Raw genomic sequence first — 18190 nt, 5'->3', positions numbered from 1 at the left:
CTCACGGGATCGACGGTCATTTGTGGACAAATCAAGGACGGTCGGGCACGCGCTGTCCGCTCGTGTCATCCTCCGACGGGATGATCAGCGCGTCCACCGCCAGCACCCCGTCCGGGCCCACGCGCACCGGGTTGAGCTCGATCTCCGCCAGGTCCGGCCGGGCCGTCAGCATCTCCGAGAGCCGGGCGATGACGTCGGCCAGCGCCGTCACGTCCGGTGCCGGAGCGCCGCGCCAGCCCGACAGGAGTGGGGCGCAGGTGAGGCGTGCCAGCATTTCCTGTGCCACGGAGGGGGTCACGGGGGCCAGCTCGGTCGTGGTGTCCTTGAACAGCTCCGCGTGGACGCCGCCCAGGCCCACCAGCACGACCGGGCCGAAGGAGGGGTCTCGTTTCGCGCCGATGATGAGTTCCACGGTGTGTTCGCGGGTGTCCATCTCTTCGAGGACGTACGTGCCGGGGCCCAGTCGTGCTCGCATCTCCTCGAACGCCGTCGCGGGGTCGGTCAGGTTGGTCTTCACGCCGCCGTGTTCGCCCTTGTGGGCCAACCAGTCCGCCTTGAGCGCGAACGGGGCCCGCAGGGTGGTCCTGGAGATGTCGGCGGCTGTGGTGACCGCGTGGGCTCTGGGGAACTGGGTGAAGCCCAGGAGTTCGCGGGCCGCCAGGTAGCCGGGACGGAAAGGGGTGGTGGTCGCGGTGCGCGGCGCTACCTCCACCTCGTTACTGCCGAGGCGGTTCGCGTTGGCCAGGGAGGCGACGGCGCGTTCGATCGTGTGTTGCACGGGGACGCCGCCTGCTCTCAGCGCTCGCACTGCGGCGGAGTCTTCGCGCATGCTGTGCACCACTACGGAGATGCCGGTTTCTGTTGCCAGGGAACAGATCTGCGACGCGACTGCCACTTCTGCGGACTCCAGTGACGGCGTGTCCGGGCCGTAGCTGCCGAAGTAACCCGACAGCACGACCGAGTCGACCTCGCCGCCGCGTGCCAGCACCTCGACCGCGCGGGCGTAGTTCGCCAGGTCCCGCTCCCCCGCACCGGCCAGGTCGACGGGGTTGCGCCGGGAGGCACCGGCAGGCAGAGCGTCCACAGAAGACAGAGGTGGAACGGTCAAACCCTTCGCCGCCAGGAGATCCGCCGCGATCGCGCCCTGACCGCCCGAGTCGGAGACCACCCCCACCCTGCGCCCGCGTGGCACCCCGGAGGTCAGCACGGCCGCCAGGTCGACCAGGGCCGCCGGTGTTGTCACGCGGACCGCGCCCACACGGCGGCAGGCCGCGTCCACAACGTCCAAAGAGGACGTCAGGGCGCCGGTGTGCGTCAGAGCCGCTTCCTGGGCGGCCACGGAGGATCCCACTGTCAGCAGGACCACGGGTTTTCCGGCCGCACGCAACGCCGACATGGCCGTCACGATGCCGGGGCCGAAGCTCTCCAGGTACACCCCCACCACGGTGGTGAGCGAGTGGGACACCAGGTCCAGCAACGCTTCCGTCGCCGTCACGTCCGCCTGGTTCCCCACTGAGACGAACCTCGAGACGCCGAGGCCCGACGACGCGGCCAGGCCCGCGATCTCCAGGCCCACCTGGCCGCTCTGCGACACCACGCCCAGCGAGCCCGCCTGGAACCGGCCCCAGGCCAGGTGCAACGATGTCGCCGCGTCGAAGACGCCCAGGCAGTTCGGGCCCAGCAGGCGGGCGCCCGCCTCGCGGATGCGGTGGATCACCTCGTCATCGATTCCCGAGGTGATGCCGACGAAACCGCGCACGCCGACCGCCAGGGCCTCGTCCACAACGGCTGGCACGTGTGCGGCGGGGACGGCCAGCACGACCAGTTCGGGTGCCTCGTCCAGTTCGGAGAGCGAGCGGACGGTAGGTCTTCCCAGGACGGCGCCGCCGCCCCGGTTCACGAGGTGCACGGCGCGGCGGTCGTGTCCGACCAGGGCGCCGCGGGCCAGCCAGTGGCCCCACTTGGCGGGGTTGTCGCTGGCGCCGACCACGGCGACGGACGCGGGGTCGGAGAAGATCATCTCGCACCCAGGCCGCGGGAGATGACCAGGCGCTGGATGTCCGAGGTGCCCTCCTCGATCTCCTCCAGCTTGGCGTCGCGCATCCAGCGTTCCACGGGGTAGTCGCGGGAGTACCCGTAGCCCCCCAAGGTCTGCACGGCGGCGTGCGTGCACCACATGGCGTTCTCCGAGCCTACGAGCTTCGCCATCGCCGACTCCTGTGCCACCGCGTGTCCCTGGTCGTACAACGTCGCCGCGCGCACGGTGAGCATGTGCGAGGTGTCGACGCGGGTGGCCATGTCCGCCAGCCGGAACGCCACCGCCTGGTGCTGGATGATCGGCACGCCGAACTGCACGCGACCGGCCGCGTAGGCGGTGGCGAAGTCCAGCGCGGCACGGGCGAGTCCGGTCGTGGCCGCGCCTATGAGGATGCGTGACGCGTCGAACGTGCGCATCAAGCCGGCGAACCCCTGCCCCTCGTCGCCGAGCCGGTCCTCCACGGGCACGCGCACGTCGTCGAGGAACACCTCGGCGTTCACGATCGCGCGCTGACCCATCTTGCGGATCGGCGGCCCGACCGTCAGGCCCGGTGCCGAGCGCGGCACGACGAAAGCCGTGACACCACGGGACCTCAGCGACGGGTCGACCGTCGCGAAGATCACGAACATCTCGGCGTACGGGGCGTTGGAGATCCACGTCTTCTGTCCGTTGAGGACGTACTCGTCGCCGGAACGCCGCGCCGACGTCTGGATGCTCGCCGCGTCCGACCCGCTGCCGGGCTCGGTCACGGCGACGGCGGTGAGCGGTGGCCGTTCGGTCCCCAGTGGACTGAGGAACCGCTCCTGCTGCTCGGGGGTGCCGAGGTGCTCGATCGGTGCGCCGAAGAAGCCGTTGGACGTCAGCAGGTTGCCGATGCCGATGTCGCCGTGGCACAGCTCCTGCTGGACCAGCACCTGGGTCAGCAGGTCGGTGACGCCACCGCCGCCGTACTTCTCGGGGAGCATGAACGAGGTCAGCCCGAGCGCGGACGCCTTGTCCCACACGTCGAGCGGCGACTCGACGTCCGCCTCGTCGACGGCACGCCCCCGCGGCCGGATCTCCCCGGCGGCGAACTCCCGGGCCAGTTCGACGAACTGCCCCTGCTCTGCCGTGAGCCGCAGCCCGTCGCGGACGGTCCGCCCCATCGTGCACTCCCATTTTGACTGACGACTCAGTTATCCCCGATCCATCGGGCAGCCTAACTGCGCCGGGGCTCGTCAGCGTGGTCGCGAATGGGTGACTACCAGGGCAAATGGGGAGCGGCCAGACGGGGCGGCCGACGTACCGTGAGTAGCGCGCGGACACCGGGCTCCACCGAGTCGGAGGACACCGCGGCGGGAAACGCCGAGCGCGACACACCCGCATGATCACACGGCGGGAACGTGATCATGCGGGTGACCATTGTGGAACGTCGCTGTTCCAGAAATTTCGTTGTACCCGAGAGGGTGATTACGTCCGGAGTGCCGCGCGGACGATCTCCATGGCCTCGTGCGACGAGAGACCCAGCTCCGCGGACATCGCCGCGTACTGGGCCGCCGCCGCACGCACCCGCTCGCGGTTGCTGTCGCCGTTCGCGCTGACCACGGTGCCGGCTCTGCCCCTGGTCTCCACGAGACCGGCTTCCTCCAGCTCACGGTAGGCGCGCGCCACCGTGTTCACCGCCAGGCCCAGGTCCTTCGCCAGGGCGCGCACCGTTGGCAGCTTGGCGCCCACCGGCAGTTCTCGGTTCGAGATCGCGTGCGCGTAGTGCACGCGCACCTGCTCGTACGGAGGTGTGTCCCCCTGGTGGTCGATCTTCACCACGCCGCATCCTCCCCGCATGTAGCCACTTCTGTATTGACCAACGGGGGAAGGGGGCGAAGGTTGCGGTCGATTCACCTCGAATTGGTCTGATCCGCTCCCATCCGCGGATAGAGCTCGCGTCGGCCCTGGTCGGCCTCGGTGGTGGTTTTGTCGCCGCAGCACGCCTTTGGGCCGTTCGACGTGTGGTAACGCAGGATCGACAACGGAGACGACCGTCTCCCAGTCGCCCTCCTCGAAGTACTCCTCCCCCGGTGTCTGCTCCCGGTGTTTCACGCACGAGATGTCGGACCGCTGTTCGTCGTCGAGCTGCGCGGTAGCCGTTCCCTGCGTGGTGCACGCGGTCAGCGCGAGGGCGTGGCCAGACCATCTCCGACGAGTGTCACCAGCACCGCGGTGCCGAGCGGCGAATCGGTTACCCACCGGTTCGGACTGATTTTCGGGGTTATTCCGCGGCTTTCGGAGCAACCACCGTGCCACGCGCCTTCGTTACGACGATCGGCTCAACGAGCAGATCGGCCGCCGATGGACCCCGTTCGGGCGCGGAACGGCACACGACGCGTGCCTCGAACTCGATCTCGCGCGACCGCTTTCCGATGCGCACCAGTGTCGCCGACGCCTCGATCACGTCACCCGCCTGGATCGGCGCGATGAACTCGACGGAGCTGTACCCCGCGAACAGTCCCTCGTCGGAGTCGGTGTGGATGAGCAGTTCGGTGGCGACGTCACCGAACATGCCGAGCCCGTAGGCGCCGTCGACCAGACTGCCGCCGTAATGCGCGTGCGAATGCGGCACGTAACGACGGTGGGTCACGGAGAAACCTTCGACCAAAGCCCCGCTCACGCGGCGACCCCTCTCTTTGCCTGCATCGCGTGCACCAGGTAGCTCGCGACCTCACCCGGCGTGGTACCCCGGGAGAAAACACGGTCAACCCCCAGCTCGCCCGCCATCAGCGGGTCGAACCGCGGTCCGCCGGCGACCAGCAACGGCCGCCGGTCCCCCATCGCCTCGCGGAACGCCGCCGACATCTCCTGCGTGTTCAGGATGTGCGCGTCCCGCTGCGTGACGACCTGGGAGATCAGCACCGCGTCGGCCTTCTCGGCGCGGGCGGACCGGACCAGTTCGGGCACTGAGACCTGCGCGCCGAGGTTCACGACCTTCAGCTCGCGGTAGTACTCCAGGCCCTTCTCGCCCGCGAAGCCCTTGATGTTGAGGATCGCGTCGATGCCGACGGTGTGCGCGTCCGTGCCGATGCACCCGCCGACCACGACCAGCTTGCGCCGCAACACTTTCTTCAAGGTGTTGTTCACTTCGGACGGTGACAGCAGCGGGTACTCGCGCTCGACGACCTTGACCTCGTCGAGGTCCACGAGGTGCTTCACCGAGCCGTAGACGACGAAGAACGTGAAGTCGTCGCCGATGGGGTTCGAGTGGACCACCATCGCGGGGTCCATGCCCATCTTGTTCGCGAGTTGCAGCGCCGCGCCGTCCGCCTTGGGGCCGAACGGGATCGGCAGCGTGAACGACGTCTGGATCATGCCGTCGCCGGTCGTGTCGCCGTACGGCCGCACGTACCTCTTGGCGTCAGACATCGCTCGCCTCCAGCATCTCGCTCGCCGGGTTGAAGTACTCGGGAGCCTTCTCGACGACGCCGTCCGCGCCCTTGCCCTTGTCCGCCGGGCGTTTCATCAGGCCGAACGTGCCGTCCGCGATGGCGTTGAGCAGGCCGTCGTCGACGATGCGCTCCAGCAGGTCGACGGCCTCGCCGAGGACCTGGTGCGCGCGCTTGACGATGAGGCCGTCCGGGGAGGGGCGGAAGTCCTCGGCGAGGCTGCCCGCCGCGTTCAGCACGTACCGGACGTTCTTCAGCGCCAGGTCGCGGTCCGAGAGGAACGGCGTCACCACGGCCTCGGTCATCATGCCGACGAGCAGGATGGACTGTCCTGTGAGGACACCCGCGAGGTTGAAGAACCCGTCCAGCAGGTAGCCGTCGAAGACGTCGCCGGTCATGTGCTTGGTCGGCGGCATCCACTTCAGGGGCGCGTCCGGGAAGAGTTCCCGCGCCAGCAACGCGTGCGCGAGCTCGAGCCGGAACGAGTCGGGCACCTTCGGGTTGATCTCGAAGGCGTGGCCGAGGCCCAGCAGGTGGTCGGGCAGTCCCGCCTCGTGGGCGAAGTGCTCGTTGAGCAACTGGCTGACGGTGACGGTGTGCGCGGCGTCGACGGCGTCCGCGGTGGTGAGGTAGTTGTCCTCGCCGGTGTTGATGATGATGCCGGCGCGCGCGTGGACCTGGCGGGAGAAGCGCTGGTCGACGAACGTGCGGATCGGGTTGATGTCGCGGAACAGGATGCCGTACATCGAGTCGTTCAGCATCATGTCGAGGCGCTGGAGTCCTGCCAGGACAGCGATCTCCGGCATGCACAGGCCGGACGCGTAGTTGGTCAGCCGCACGTACCGGCCGACCTCCTTCGACACGTCGTCGAGGGCCGCGCGCATGATCCGGAAGTTCTCCTGCGTGGCGTACGTGCCCGCGAACCCGTGGTGCGTGGCGCCTTCCGGCACGTAGTCGAGCAGCGATTGCCCGGTCGAGCGGATCACCGCGATGACGTCGGCGCCCGCGCGGGCCGCGTTCTGGGCCTGGACCACGTCCTCGTCGATGTCGCCGGTCGCGACGATCAGGTAGATCCACGGGCGTTGCGCGGGGTCGCCCCACTTGGCGACGAGCTTCTCGCGCTGGGTCTTGTTGCGGTCGACGGTTTTGAGGCCCTTCGCCACCGCGGACGTGGACGCCTTCCGCGCCGCCGTGAGGTCCTTGCCGGTAGGGATCTTGAACTGGATCTGGCCCGCCGCGGTGGCTTCGGCGAGTTCGGTGAGTGATCCGAGGTCGTGCTCGCGCAGCGCGTGGAACGCCGGCAGCACCACGCCGTGCTCCAGCCCGCACTGCTCGCGGACCGTGTCGATCACGCGGTTGACCCAGGGGACGTCACCGGCGCGGTGCGTGGAGTCCGCGCCGGTGATGCCGGCCAGGCGGAGTGTGGCGCGCTCGACGGCGACGGTGGTGTGCGCCTTCGCGAGGGACACCACCGGTTCGGCCGCCCGCGCGGCGAGTTTCCGCGCGGCGGCGACCACCAACGGGTCGAGGTCGAGCAACGCCATGAGTCACTTCCTTTCGTAGATCGTCCGGCCGTTCAGGACGGTGCGCACGCAGACCGGCGCGGGGCCGGTGAGGTCGGGCAGTCCGGGCACGCCCGACCGCGGGTCGGTCGACCAGCGCTGCACCCGCGCGTCGCTGCCGGCGACGACCAGGTCACCGGTCTCCCACACCGCGTACGTCGCGGGGGCGCCGGGCTGCAGGGTGCCGGTCAGGCCGTCGTTGACGCCCGCCGCACGCCAGCCGCCACGGGTGTGGGCGGTGAAGGCAGCACGGGGAGAGACGCCGTGGCCGTCGGTCCGGTGGTGGACGGCGGCCTTCACCGCGGCCCACGGGTCGATCGCGGTCACCGGGGTGTCCGAGCCGAACGCGAGCACCACGCCCGCGGCCGCGAGCCGCGAAAAGGGGTTGAGCCCCACACCGCGCTCGGCACCGAGCCGTTGGGCGTACATGCCAGTGGGACCGCCCCACTCCGCGTCGAACAGCGGCTGGACGGAGGCGACGACACCCCACCCGGCCAGTTTCTCGGCCTGCTCCTTCGACACCATCTCGACGTGTTCGAGGCGGTGGCGGGCGGAGGCGAGCTCGGGGGTGCCGAGGGTCTTCTCCGCGATCTCGAAACCCTCGATCACGGCGGCCATGCCCGCGTCACCGATGACGTGGACCCCCGCCTGGATCCCCAGTTCGGTGCACTTGACCAGGTGGTCGGCGATCTGGCGGCCGTCGAGGTAGAGCGCTCCGGACGTCTCCGCGTCGGCGTAGGGCTCGGTCATCGCGGCCGTGCGGGAACCGATCGCGCCATCGACGAAGTGGTCGCCGGCGAGGCCGCGCACCGGGACCGAAGGCAGTTCGTGGGCGCCCCAGTAGGCCACCACCTCGGGACCTTCGGTGAGGGCGAGGAGTTCGCGCAGGTCGTCCTCACCGGAGATGTCCGGGCCGGCGCACTCGTGCACGGACGCGATGCCTTTCGACGCCGCGTGACGCAGGAACGCCAGTTGAGCGGCCTCGCGCTGTTCGGGTGTGATGGCGGCTTTCGCCGTGCCACGCACGAGGTGGTGGGCGGCGCGCGAGAGAGGACCGTCCGCCGAGTAACCATCAGCCGTGCGGGCCTCATCGGTGACCAGGTCCGACGAGACTAGTGCCGAGTGCACGTCGATGCGCGACAGGTACACCGTCTTCCCCTGGGCGGCCTCGTCGATCTCGGCGCGCGTCGGCGCACGGTTCTCCTGCCAACGCGTCTCGTCCCACCCATGACCCCACACCAGGGGGCCCTCGGCGTCGCGAACCTGCTGCAGCACTTCGTCCGCAGAGGACGTCCGGGTCAGGTCGACGCCGGTCAGGAGCAGACCGGCGGACGTCGCGTGCACGTGCGCGTCGACGAACGCGGGCGCGACGAAGGCGCCGCCGAGTTCGACAACCTCGGCGTCCGGGTGCAGCGCGTGCCCGACCGAGTCCTGTCCGATCCACACGACGACGCCGTCCGTGACGGCCATGGCCGTCGCATCCGGTGCGTAGATGCGGCCGCCGACCAAAAGTTGCGTACTCACGTCACGCAGTCTGCCGTTGCTCGAACAGGGCCCGCACACCCGCCCGGCTCCGGACCAGGTCCAACGCGAACTGGGCGTGACCAGGCACATAGCCGTTGCCGACGATCATCTCCACGTCCGCCGCGAGCCCCTCCGCACCGAGGGCGGCCGCGCTGAACGAGGTGGCCATCGAGAAGAAGATCACGGTGCCGCCGTCCGCCGTCGCCAGGATGGCGCCGTGCTCGCACCCAGGCACGTCCACACACACGACGGTGACGTCGACCTGCTTGCCCACGGCCTCGGCCACGGCGACAGGGTTGCGTGCGTCCGCGATCACGACCTCGTCCGCGAGGCCGGACTCGAGCACCTGCGCGGCCTCACGCTCCGTCGGCACCAACGCGACGAGGCGCGACGCACCAGCCTGACGCGCGGCCGCGAGAGAGAGCGACCCGGACTTGCCGCCACCGCCGAGCACCAGCACCGACCCACCGGGGTACTTGCGCACCACACGGTCGGTCAGTGCCGGTGCACCGCACACGTCGAGCACGGACAGCGCGAGCTCGTTCGGCATGTCGTCCGGCAGCACGGCCGCGATCGAGCGCCCGAACAGCACCGCGGTCCCCCGGCACGGCACCTGCTCGTCCTCGCCGTCCCAGTCCTGCAGGCCGTCGTTGATCTTCAACGGCGTGAGCGTGAGGCTGACCAGCGTCGCGATCCGATCGCCCGCCTTCAGCCCGAGCGGAGACTCCGGCCCCACCTCGAGGACGGTGCCGAGCAGCATGCCGCCCGAGCCGGTGACGGGGTTCTGCATCTTGCCGCGCTCGCCGACGATGTCGAGCACGGCCTGCCGCACCGCCGCGCCGCTGCCGTGCTGCTCCCTGAGCTGCCGGAACGACGCCGCGTCGAGGTTGAGCCGCTCGACCGCGACGATCACCTCGTCGGGCGCGGGCACGGGCTCCGCGTCGAGCCGCCAGGCCTGCTGCGGCAGGACGCCGGCAGGCTCGATGACGCGGTGCAGTCCGTACGCGCTCACGCGAAAATCCTTCGGTCGACGACGCTGTCTCGACAATATCTTCACGTGAAGCGTCAAGATTCCGCAAGCATCACTCAGGATTCACGCGGTACCAGCGGCAGTCGTAGGGCGCGAGGTCCACCTTGGCCCCGGTCTTCGCGGGCTTCAGGTCCTCGCCGGTGAGCACGTTCGTGAGCACTCCTTCCGCAGGCACCCGCACGGTGATCTCCTGGTCCGTGAGGTTGTGCACGGCGATCACGGCGCCGCCGTCGCAGTCGGCGCGGTGGGCGAACACCGTCGGGTCACCGACGTCGAGCACCTGGACGGTGCCCCACGCCAGTTCCGGGCACTCGCGGTAGCACTCGACCATCCGCCGCATCCAGGTCAGCAACGAGTCCGGGTCGTGGCGCTGCTCGCCCGCCGCGTCCCAGTCCATCGGCACCCGGACCGCGAGCCTTCCCTCCAGCGACAGGTCCTCCTCCAGGCCGATCTCCTCGCCGTAGAACAGCACCGGCGTGCCCGGCAGGGTGAACAGCAGGCTGTAGACCATGCGGATGCGGCGCTGGTCGCCGTCGAGCATGCCGGGCAGCCGGCGGCGGAGGCCGCGGCCGTAGAGCTGCATGTCCGGGTCCGGGCCGAAGGCGTCGAAGACCTCCTGGCGTTCGTCCAGCGGCAGCTTGTCCAGGGTGAGTTCGTCGTGGTTGCGGACGAACGTCGCCCAGTGGCCGTCGCGCGGGGGCTCCGGCCGTTCCTGCAGGGCCTTGGCCAGCGGGCCGCTCGACTTGCGGGCCAGGGCCAGGTACATCGCCTGCATGCCGACGAAGTCGAAGCACATGGTCAGCTCGTCGCCGACGCCCTGGCCGTAGAAGGCCATCGTGTCCTTGTACGGCAGGTTCACCTCGCCCAGCAGCACGGCCTCGCCGTTGCGGCGGTTGAGGAACGCCCTCAGGTCGGTGAGGTAGTCGTGCGGGTCGGGCAGCGAAGCCGCGTCCATGGGGTCGTTCTGCTCCAGCAGGAACGGCACCGCGTCCACGCGGAAGCCGCTCAGGCCCAGTTCCATCCAGAAGCCCATGATGCGGGCGATCTCGTCGCGCACCTCGGGGTTGGTCACGTTGAGGTCGGGCTGGTGCTTGTAGAAGCGGTGCAGGTAGTACTTGCCGACCTCCTCCGAGTACTCCCAGAGGCTGTTCTCCTTGTCCGGGAACGTGATGCCCTGCGGACCGTCCTCCTGCGGCTCGTCCGCCCACACGTACCAGTCGCGCTTGTCCGGGTCGTGGAACCACGGGTGCTGGTCGGACGTGTGGTTGACGACGAGGTCCGCGATCACGCGCATGCCTCTGTCCCGTGCGGCGCGCACGAACTCCACGAAGTCGCCGAGCGAGCCGAGGCGGGGGTCGACGCCGTAGAAGTCGGTGATGTCGTAGCCGTCGTCGCGTTCGGGCGTCGGGTAGAAGGGCATCAGCCACACACACGTGACGCCCAGTGCGTGCAGGTGGTCGATGCGTTCGATGGCGCCGCGGAACCCCTCGTCGGAGAAGGTCTCCACGTCGAGGCAGTAGAGGACGGCGTTCTTCCACCAGACGTCGGACGTGCGGATCATGCGGTCACCTCCGGCAGCACGTGCTCGCCGAACGCGTCGACGAACGGGATCAGGTCCTGGCCGACGTGGTGCAGGTAGATCTCCTCGAACCCCAGCGAGGCGTACTCGTGGAGCTTCCCGGCGTACCACTTGAGGTCGGTGGACACGTCGACGACCTCGGCGACCTCGGCCGGGGTGACGTGCTCGGAGACGACGTCGAAGTGCTCGGCCAGTTCGAGGTCCCAGCACACGGGCGGGCGGAACACGTTGCTGCGCCACTGTTCGTGCGCGATCGCGAGAGCCTCGTCCTCGTCCTCGGCCCAGCTCAGGTGCATCTGCAGGTGGAGCTTGCCCTTGCCGCCCGCGTCCCGGTAGGCGTCCGCGACCTCGCGCAGGCGTTCGGGCGGCGCGTTGACGGTGATCAGCCCGTCGGCCCACTCGGCGCACCAGCGGGCGGTCTCCGGGCTCACCGCGGCACCGATCAGCAGCGGCACCTCGTCGGGCAACGTCCACAGTTTCGCGCGATCGACCGTGACCAGGCCGTCGTGGCTGACCTCCTCACCGGACAGGAGCGCGCGGATCACGTCGACGCACTCGCGCAGCCGTGCGGTGCGGACGTCCTTGCGGGGCCAGCCGTCACCGGTGATGTGCTCGTTGCTCGCCTCGCCGGTGCCGAGCGCGGCCCAGAACCGGCCGGGGTTCATCGCGGCCAGCGTGCCGATCGCCTGCGCGGTGATGGCCGGGTGGTAGCGCTGGCCAGGGGCTGTGACCACGCCGAACGGGAGTTCGGTCGCCTGCAGTGCCGCGCCGAGCCAGGACCAGGCGTAGCCCGACTGCCCCTGGCGGGCGCTCCACGGTGAGAAGTGGTCGGAACACATCGCGGCGCCGAACCCGGCCTGTTCGGCCCTGCGCACGGCGGTCAGCAGGTCAGTGGGGTGTATCTGCTCGTGGGACGCGTGGATGCCATAGACCGTCATGGGCCTTCAGGTACCCAGCGAAGAAGTTCGGGAAAAGCGTTGAACCGACTCTGAACGGCGCCCGTGTTGAGTGCAGCACCCTCACCGCGGAGGAGGAACGGCGATGTTCAACGAGACCCGGGTCGGCACAGCCACGGTCGCCGAGTTCGTCAGGCCGGACGGCTCGGTCGAGCCCATGAGCGTCGACCTCCAATATCGTTCCGACGATCCGCATGCCGTGACCTTGCGTTTTCAGGCGCGGGACCAGGAGTCGATCTGGCTCGTCGGCCGCGAACTGCTCGCGGACGGACTGCTGTCGCCGGCCGGGCTCGGGGATGTGCGGCTGCGGCCGGGCGGCGGCGACGTGCTCGTGCTGGAGCTGTTCACCGAGGACTCGCACGCGGTGTTCCACCTGTCGGCGACCGAGTTGGAGCGGTTCCTCGACTCCACCTACGCGGCGGTGCCGGCCGGGCGTGAGGTCCTCGACTTCGAGCTGTTGATGAAGGACCTGCTCGGCTAGAGGCGGAGACCCAGGACGAGCTTGTCCGTGGAGTCGATCACGCGAAAGCCGAGGTGCTCCCAGAAGCCGATCGCGTGTGTGTTGTGATGCCGCACGTGCACATGAACGCCCTTCTCCAGGCGTTCGAGCACGCTGCGGACGAGTGCGCCGCCGAACCCCTTGCCCTTCGCGCGGGGCAGCAGGTTCGCGTGCATGTGCGCCGGGTAGTCCCTCGTGATCATCAGATCGGCACGGGCCGGGTGGTGGATCTGCTGCACGATCCGGTTCGGGTTCGCCGTCATCGGGTAGCGGACGCGCAGGTCAGGCCACCAGTCACGGTCGCAGCGGTCCTCGAAGGCCTCCGTGTCGGACGCCGCGAGCGCGTAGCCGCACACCCCTTCGTCGTCCTCCGCCACGACCACCAGGTCGGGCTCGAACGCCGCGTACGGGCCGACGTGGGCGTGGCCCATCAGGCGCGGGTCGTCGAACAGGTGCCGCACGCCCAGGCCGCCGTTGCCGGTGTCGAGGCAGATGTCGTACAGCGCGTCCAGGTCCGCGGGCCGGTACGCCCGGATCACGTGAGCTCGCGCCGCTCCGTGATGACGACGGGACCCGCGTCGACGTCGATGACCTCGCCCTCGACGACCTGACCGGCGCCGAAGCGGCGTTCGTGCTCGAACTTGAGCGCCGCCGCCTCCGCCTTGCGCGCGATCCGGCGGCTCACGAGCCTGCGCGTCGGCGGGAAGAGCAGGAACAACGCGGCGACGTCGCTGATGAAGCCGGGCACCATGATCAGCGCGCCGGCCGCCGCGATCAGCACGCCGTCCGCCATCTCCTGGTGGGGCTGCTGACGCTGGAAGACCGACTCGCGGAACGCGGCCATCGTCTGCGCGCCCTGCCGGCGCACCAGCGACAGTCCGACGAGGGTGCCGAGCAGGAGCAACGCGATCATCCAGAGCCCGCCGATGGCGTTGCCGACGGCGACCATGACCGCGATCTCGGCGAACATCCCGAGCAGCAGCAGCGCGAAGAGGGGCATGCCTGTTGAACGCACGACGGCCCGTCTTTGCTCCCGACCCACCCTCCACCAGCGCTGGAGCTGAAATATTTACGGCGCGCTAGCGATATGACAGGATATCTTTACGCGACCTCGACGCTGAGGAGTACGGATGACCGCGCTGCACGACGCCCCCACGGCGCTGGAGCGGCTGGACCGCCAGCCGTACACGTACGTCCGCCGGGAGCTGGTCGAACCGGACTGGCGGCGCTTCCCCGGCTGGTCCCACGTGACCGAGGCGCAGTGGCGGGACGCCCAGTGGCAGCGGGTGAACTGCGTGAAGAACGTGAAGCAGCTCCGCAAGGTCGCGGGCGACCTGCTGACCGACCGGTTCTACGACGACCTCGCCAAGGACATGGACGCCTTCGCGACGATGTCGATGCTGATCCCGCCGCAGATGTTCAACACGATGGCGGTCGACGCCGAACTCTCCCCCGACGCCTTCACCGAGGCGTTCCTGGCCGACCCGGTCCGCCGCTACATGCTGCCGGTCTCGTCCGACCGCGACCCGCGGTGGCCGTCGCACCCGCACTCGCAGCGCGACTCGCTGCACGAGGCCGAGATGTGGGTGGTCGAGGGCCTGACCCACCGCTACCCCACGAAGGTCCTCGCCGAGATGGTGTCGACCTGCCCGCAGTACTGCGGGCACTGCACCCGCATGGACCTCGTCGGCAACTCGACGCCGTTGATCGACAAGCACAAGCTCTCGCTCAAGCCGGTCGACCGCCAGGACCAGATGATCGAGTACCTGAAGAAGACCCCGGGCGTCCGCGACGTCGTGGTCTCCGGCGGCGACGTGGCGAACGTGCCGTGGCCGCAGCTCGAGTCGTTCCTGATGCGCCTGCTGGACATCGACACGGTCCGCGACGTCCGCCTGGCCACCAAGGCCCTGGCCGGCCTCCCCCAGCACTGGCTGCAGCCGCGCGTGGTCGAGGGCTTGGAGCGAGTGGCCCGCACCGCGTCCCGGCGAGGCGTGAACCTCGCGATCCACACGCACGTGAACCACGCCCAGTCCGTCACGCCCCTCGTCGCCGAGGCCGCCCGCACCGCGCTCGAGGTCGGCGTGCGGGACGTGCGCAACCAGGGCGTGCTGATGAAGGGCGTCAACGCCACGTCGGACGACCTGCTGGACCTCTGCTTCGCGCTGCAAGGGGAAGCGAACATCCTGCCGTACTACTTCTACATGTGCGACATGATCCCCAACGCCGAGCACTGGCGGGTTTCCGTCTGGGAGGCGCAGGAGCTGCAGCACGCGATCATGGGCTACCTGCCGGGGTATGCGACTCCTCGCATCGTGTGCGACGTGCCGTACGTCGGGAAGCGGTGGGTCAACCAGCTCGAGGACTACGACCGTGAACTCGGGATCTCCTACTGGACCAAGAACTACCGGACCGGGATCGAGCTCGAGGACCCGGAGGCGTTGAACCGCCGCTACCCCTACTACGACCCGATCTCGACGCTGGGTGAGGCTGGCCAGAAGTGGTGGTCCACCCAGACCTGACAGGGTTGCGACGGGGCCGTTTCCGGGAGAACTCCCGGAGGCGGCCCTGTCGGCATGTTCGCCGGCGCTGCTCGTCCACATCGGATGGTGAGGACGAGGCGAGACCCCGGCCCGGCTCCACGCCGCCGTGGGCGCAGCGCGTCCAAGGACTCCTGATCGGTGGCCGTAAAATCCGGCGAACCCCTTCGACGGCGTCGTACGCGACGAAACCGCCTGGTGCGGGCGCTGAAGTGCGCCGCGGCGGTTGACGGCAGCGGGGAGGCACACGGAAGAGAGCGCGGCATGCAACGACGGGCCCTGCTGGGTCGCGAGACGGAGCGCCGTGCACTGGCCGCCCTGGCCGAGCAGGCCGCCTCCGGGTCGGGTGGCGCGGTGGTCGTCCTCGGCGCCCCCGGGATCGGCAAGTCCGCGCTGGTCGCCGAGGCGGCGGCGCGGGCCGCCGACCGCGGGGCGCGGGTGATCACAGCGGTGGGGGTGGAGTCGGAGGAGGACGTGCCCTGCGCCGGCCTGCACCAGGTCGTCCACCAGCTGCGCGACGGGATCGACGACCTGCCCGGACCGCAACGCGCCGCACTGCGCGCGGCCGTCGGGCTCGTCGACGGGTCCGTGCCCGACCTCTACCTCGTCGGCCTGGCCGCGCTGACCCTGTTGTCGGACGCGGCGGTGAAGGCACCGCTGCTGGTGGTCGTCGAGGACGCCCACTGGATGGACCGGGCCAGCCTCGACGTGTTCGGGTTCGTCGCGCGGCGGATCGAGTCCGACCCCCTCGCACTGGTCGCCGTCACCCGCAGCCTCGACGACCGGCTCGGCGGCGCCGGGCTGCCCGTGCTGCACCTGGACCCGCTGACCGACGAGGTGTCGGGCGAGCTGCTGGACGCGGTGGCTCCCGGTCTGGGGCCGCAGGTCCGGCGGCGGCTGCTGGTGGAGGCCGCCGGGAACCCGCTCGCGTTGACCGAGCTGCCGGTCGCGCTGCGGTCGGTCGGCGGGGCGTACGCGCTCACGCCGGGCCCGCTGCCGTTGACCGAGCGGCTGGAACGGACCTTCACGGCCCGGGTCTCCCGGCTTCCGGTGGACACGCGGGCGGTCCTCCTCCTCGCGGCCCTCAACGGCGACGGGACGATGGACGAGTGCCTGGCCGCCGCTGCCAGGATGCTCGGGACGGCGGTCGACATGGCCGCCCTCGGGCCCGCGGTCGGCGCCGGCCTGCTGGAGCCCTGGGGGATGGTCTTCCGGCACCCGCTCGTCCGCTCGGCGATGCACCACGCGGCGACCGCCGCGGAACGACAGGCCGCGCACGCCGCTCTCGCCTCCAGCTCCAGGGGCAGCCCGACCGGCAGGCGTGGCACCGCGCCGCCGCCACCGCCGGCCCCGACGAGGACGCGGCGCGGGACCTGGACTCCACCGCCAGCCGAGCCCTGCGACGCGGCGGTGTCGCCGCGGCCGCGGCCGCGCTGCGGCGAGCGGCGGAGCTGACCGCGTCCCCCTCCGCTCGTGCGGACCGGTTGCTGCGCGCGGCCGAGCTCGCACTGGAGTCGGGCCAGTGCGACGCCGCGGCGCACCTGCTGGCCCAGGCGCGTTCGCTGGATCTCTCGGTCAGGGACCAGGGCCGTGCGGCCTGGGTCGGCATCGCCCTGGTCGAGGGAGCGGCGCAGGGCCAGGGCACCGCGACCGCCGAGCTGGCCGAGCTGGCCGTCGAGATCGCCGCCGGCGGTGAGCCCGTGCTGGGTCTGCGCATGCTGTGGGGCGCCGTGATGCACTGCTTCTGGGGAGAGCCGGGGCCGGTCGCCCGTCTGCGGGTCGCGGCCGCGGCCGACCGGATGCCCGTCGACGCGGACAACGCCGACCTGGTGGCCCTGCGGGCGTACTGCGCGCCGGTCGAGCGCGGACGAGCCGTCCTCGAGGCGCTGACCGGTCAGCTGGAGCGATCGTCCGAGGACGCCGAGGGGGACCAGCTCCTGGGTGCCGCCGCGGTGACGGTGGGTGCTCCCGCCCTGGCGAACCGGCTGACAGCGAGGTCGCTCGACGTCCTGCGGGCTCAGGGCCGGCTGTCGATGCTGGCCAGGGCCCTGTGCGTCCAGGCGGGCAGCGCCGCACGGCTCGGTGACGTGCGTGCCGCGCACCTCGCCGCCGAGGAGGCCGCCGGCCTGGCCCGCGAGACCGGCCAGTCCCTCGTGCACGCGATGGTGCACGCCATTCGCGCACAGGTCGCCGCCATCTGCGGCGACCCGCTGGCGGAGGCGTGGGCGGCGGAGGCGGAGCGCACCGCCCTGCCCGGCAACGCGCGCCCGGCGCTGGCCATCGTGCAGATGGCCCGCGGGCAGGCGGCCCTCTGCCAGGGGCGCTACGGCGACGCCTTCGGGCACCTCCAGCGCGTCTTCGAGCCGGCCGATCCCGCCTTCCACCCCTGGCTGCGCTTCTACGGTGTCGCCGAACTGGTCGAGGCGGCCGTGCGCAGCGAGTCCGCTGACGCGGCCAGGGAAGTCCTGCGCGAGCTGACCCCGCTGGCGGAGCAGACCCCTTCGCCCGCCCTGCTCTGCGGGCTGCGCCTCGCCCGCGCGCTGCTCGCCCCGCCGGACGCCGCCGAGCGGCTCTACCGGGAGGCCGTCGACGCCGTTCCCGTCGACTGGCCGTTCGAGCGGGCGCGGGTGCACCTCGCCCTGGGCGCGTGGCTGCGGCGGCACCGGCGGCCCGCGGAGTCCCGTGTCGTCCTGCAGGCCGCGTTCGAGGTCTTCGACGCGCTCGGCGCGTCGGCCTGGGCGGAGCGGGCGCGCCAGGAGATGCGCGCCGCGGGCACGTCCTCGCCCCGCCAGGACCCGGCCGCCGTCGACCGGCTCACCTCGACCGAGCTGCACGTCGCCCAGCTCGCCGCGCAGGGGCTGACCAACCGGGAGATCGGCGAGCGGCTGTACGTCTCGCCCCGGACGGTGAGCACCCACCTCCAGCGGATGTTCCCCAAGCTGGGCGTGACCTCCCGCGGTGAGCTCGCCGCGGTGCTGCGCGGTACGACGACGTACGTCGAAGACGTCGGTTGACGGACGCGGACGGCCCTGCTCGCTCCTTAGGTTCGTGC

General features: G+C 70.5%; 16 protein-coding genes. 4 read left to right on the top strand and 12 right to left on the bottom strand.

The window, feature by feature from the left end; all coding sequences use genetic code 11:
• Positions 1–31 precede the first annotated feature (31 nt).
• The 10 genes from IEY88_RS01530 to IEY88_RS01485 all read right to left on the bottom strand — a co-directional run bounded on the left by IEY88_RS01530 (position 32) and on the right by IEY88_RS01485 (position 12084).
• Positions 32–2020 carry an acetate--CoA ligase family protein gene (locus tag IEY88_RS01530; RefSeq protein ID WP_189152727.1) on the bottom strand — a complete coding sequence of 663 codons (1989 nt, stop codon included), beginning with the start codon at positions 2018–2020 and terminating at the stop codon, positions 32–34.
• The gene (locus tag IEY88_RS01525; RefSeq protein ID WP_189152726.1) at positions 2017–3183 is read right to left on the bottom strand and encodes an acyl-CoA dehydrogenase family protein; all 1167 of its coding nucleotides are present in this window, start codon (positions 3181–3183) and stop codon (positions 2017–2019) included. The genes IEY88_RS01530 and IEY88_RS01525 overlap by 4 nt, the downstream gene beginning before the upstream one ends.
• Before the next feature lie 304 nt (positions 3184–3487).
• Positions 3488–3841 (bottom strand): GntR family transcriptional regulator, encoded by a 354-nt coding sequence (locus IEY88_RS01520; RefSeq protein ID WP_229692992.1) that lies wholly within the window; start codon positions 3839–3841, stop codon positions 3488–3490.
• A gap of 442 nt (positions 3842–4283) precedes the next feature.
• Positions 4284–4652, bottom strand: a complete 369-nt coding sequence (gene kal, locus IEY88_RS01515; RefSeq protein ID WP_229692991.1) for a 3-aminobutyryl-CoA ammonia lyase — start codon at positions 4650–4652, stop codon at positions 4284–4286.
• A gap of 26 nt (positions 4653–4678) precedes the next feature.
• Positions 4679–5431 carry a lysine 5,6-aminomutase subunit beta gene (kamE, locus tag IEY88_RS01510; RefSeq protein ID WP_189152723.1) on the bottom strand — a complete coding sequence of 251 codons (753 nt, stop codon included), beginning with the start codon at positions 5429–5431 and terminating at the stop codon, positions 4679–4681.
• Positions 5424–6995, bottom strand: a complete 1572-nt coding sequence (gene kamD, locus IEY88_RS01505; protein WP_189152722.1) for a lysine 5,6-aminomutase subunit alpha — start codon at positions 6993–6995, stop codon at positions 5424–5426. Before kamD ends, kamE begins: the two co-directional genes overlap by 8 nt.
• 3 nt (positions 6996–6998) lie before the next feature.
• A complete protein-coding gene (locus tag IEY88_RS01500; protein WP_189153484.1) occupies positions 6999–8546 on the bottom strand; it encodes an amidohydrolase in 1548 nt (515 codons plus the stop codon).
• On the bottom strand, positions 8539–9549 hold the full coding sequence (kdd, locus tag IEY88_RS01495) for an L-erythro-3,5-diaminohexanoate dehydrogenase (RefSeq protein WP_189152721.1): 1011 nt from the start codon (positions 9547–9549) through the stop codon (positions 8539–8541). Before kdd ends, IEY88_RS01500 begins: the two co-directional genes overlap by 8 nt.
• 70 nt (positions 9550–9619) lie before the next feature.
• Positions 9620–11128 carry an alpha-amylase family protein gene (locus IEY88_RS01490; RefSeq protein WP_189152720.1) on the bottom strand — a complete coding sequence of 503 codons (1509 nt, stop codon included), beginning with the start codon at positions 11126–11128 and terminating at the stop codon, positions 9620–9622.
• A complete protein-coding gene (locus IEY88_RS01485) occupies positions 11125–12084 on the bottom strand; it encodes a TIGR03885 family FMN-dependent LLM class oxidoreductase (RefSeq protein ID WP_189152719.1) in 960 nt (319 codons plus the stop codon). Before IEY88_RS01485 ends, IEY88_RS01490 begins: the two co-directional genes overlap by 4 nt.
• Positions 12085–12187: 103 nt before the next feature.
• Here IEY88_RS01485 and IEY88_RS01480 point away from each other — a divergent pair, with 103 nt between their 5' ends.
• On the top strand, positions 12188–12583 hold the full coding sequence (locus IEY88_RS01480) for an SsgA family sporulation/cell division regulator (protein WP_189152718.1): 396 nt from the start codon (positions 12188–12190) through the stop codon (positions 12581–12583).
• Here IEY88_RS01480 and IEY88_RS01475 read toward each other — a convergent pair.
• Both IEY88_RS01475 and IEY88_RS01470 read right to left on the bottom strand, forming a co-directional pair.
• The gene (locus IEY88_RS01475) at positions 12580–13140 is read right to left on the bottom strand and encodes a GNAT family N-acetyltransferase (protein ID WP_229692990.1); all 561 of its coding nucleotides are present in this window, start codon (positions 13138–13140) and stop codon (positions 12580–12582) included. The genes IEY88_RS01480 and IEY88_RS01475 overlap by 4 nt on opposite strands.
• Complete coding sequence (locus IEY88_RS01470) at positions 13137–13601, bottom strand: FxsA family protein (protein ID WP_189152717.1); 465 nt, start codon at positions 13599–13601, stop codon at positions 13137–13139. The genes IEY88_RS01475 and IEY88_RS01470 overlap by 4 nt, the downstream gene beginning before the upstream one ends.
• Positions 13602–13731: 130 nt before the next feature.
• Between IEY88_RS01470 and IEY88_RS01465 the strand changes: the two genes are divergently transcribed.
• The 3 genes from IEY88_RS01465 to IEY88_RS43985 all read left to right on the top strand — a co-directional run bounded on the left by IEY88_RS01465 (position 13732) and on the right by IEY88_RS43985 (position 18152).
• Complete coding sequence (locus IEY88_RS01465; RefSeq protein WP_189152716.1) at positions 13732–15120, top strand: KamA family radical SAM protein; 1389 nt, start codon at positions 13732–13734, stop codon at positions 15118–15120.
• Positions 15121–15402: 282 nt separating this feature from the next.
• Positions 15403–16593 carry an AAA family ATPase gene (locus IEY88_RS43990; RefSeq protein WP_229692989.1) on the top strand — a complete coding sequence of 397 codons (1191 nt, stop codon included), beginning with the start codon at positions 15403–15405 and terminating at the stop codon, positions 16591–16593.
• A gap of 29 nt (positions 16594–16622) precedes the next feature.
• A complete protein-coding gene (locus tag IEY88_RS43985; protein ID WP_229692988.1) occupies positions 16623–18152 on the top strand; it encodes a LuxR C-terminal-related transcriptional regulator in 1530 nt (509 codons plus the stop codon).
• Positions 18153–18190 lie beyond the last annotated feature (38 nt).

The organism is Lentzea pudingi (genome assembly GCF_014646255.1).
Taxonomy (GTDB): domain Bacteria; phylum Actinomycetota; class Actinomycetes; order Mycobacteriales; family Pseudonocardiaceae; genus Lentzea; species Lentzea pudingi.
This window is presented reverse-complemented; position numbering and strand designations above follow the sequence as displayed.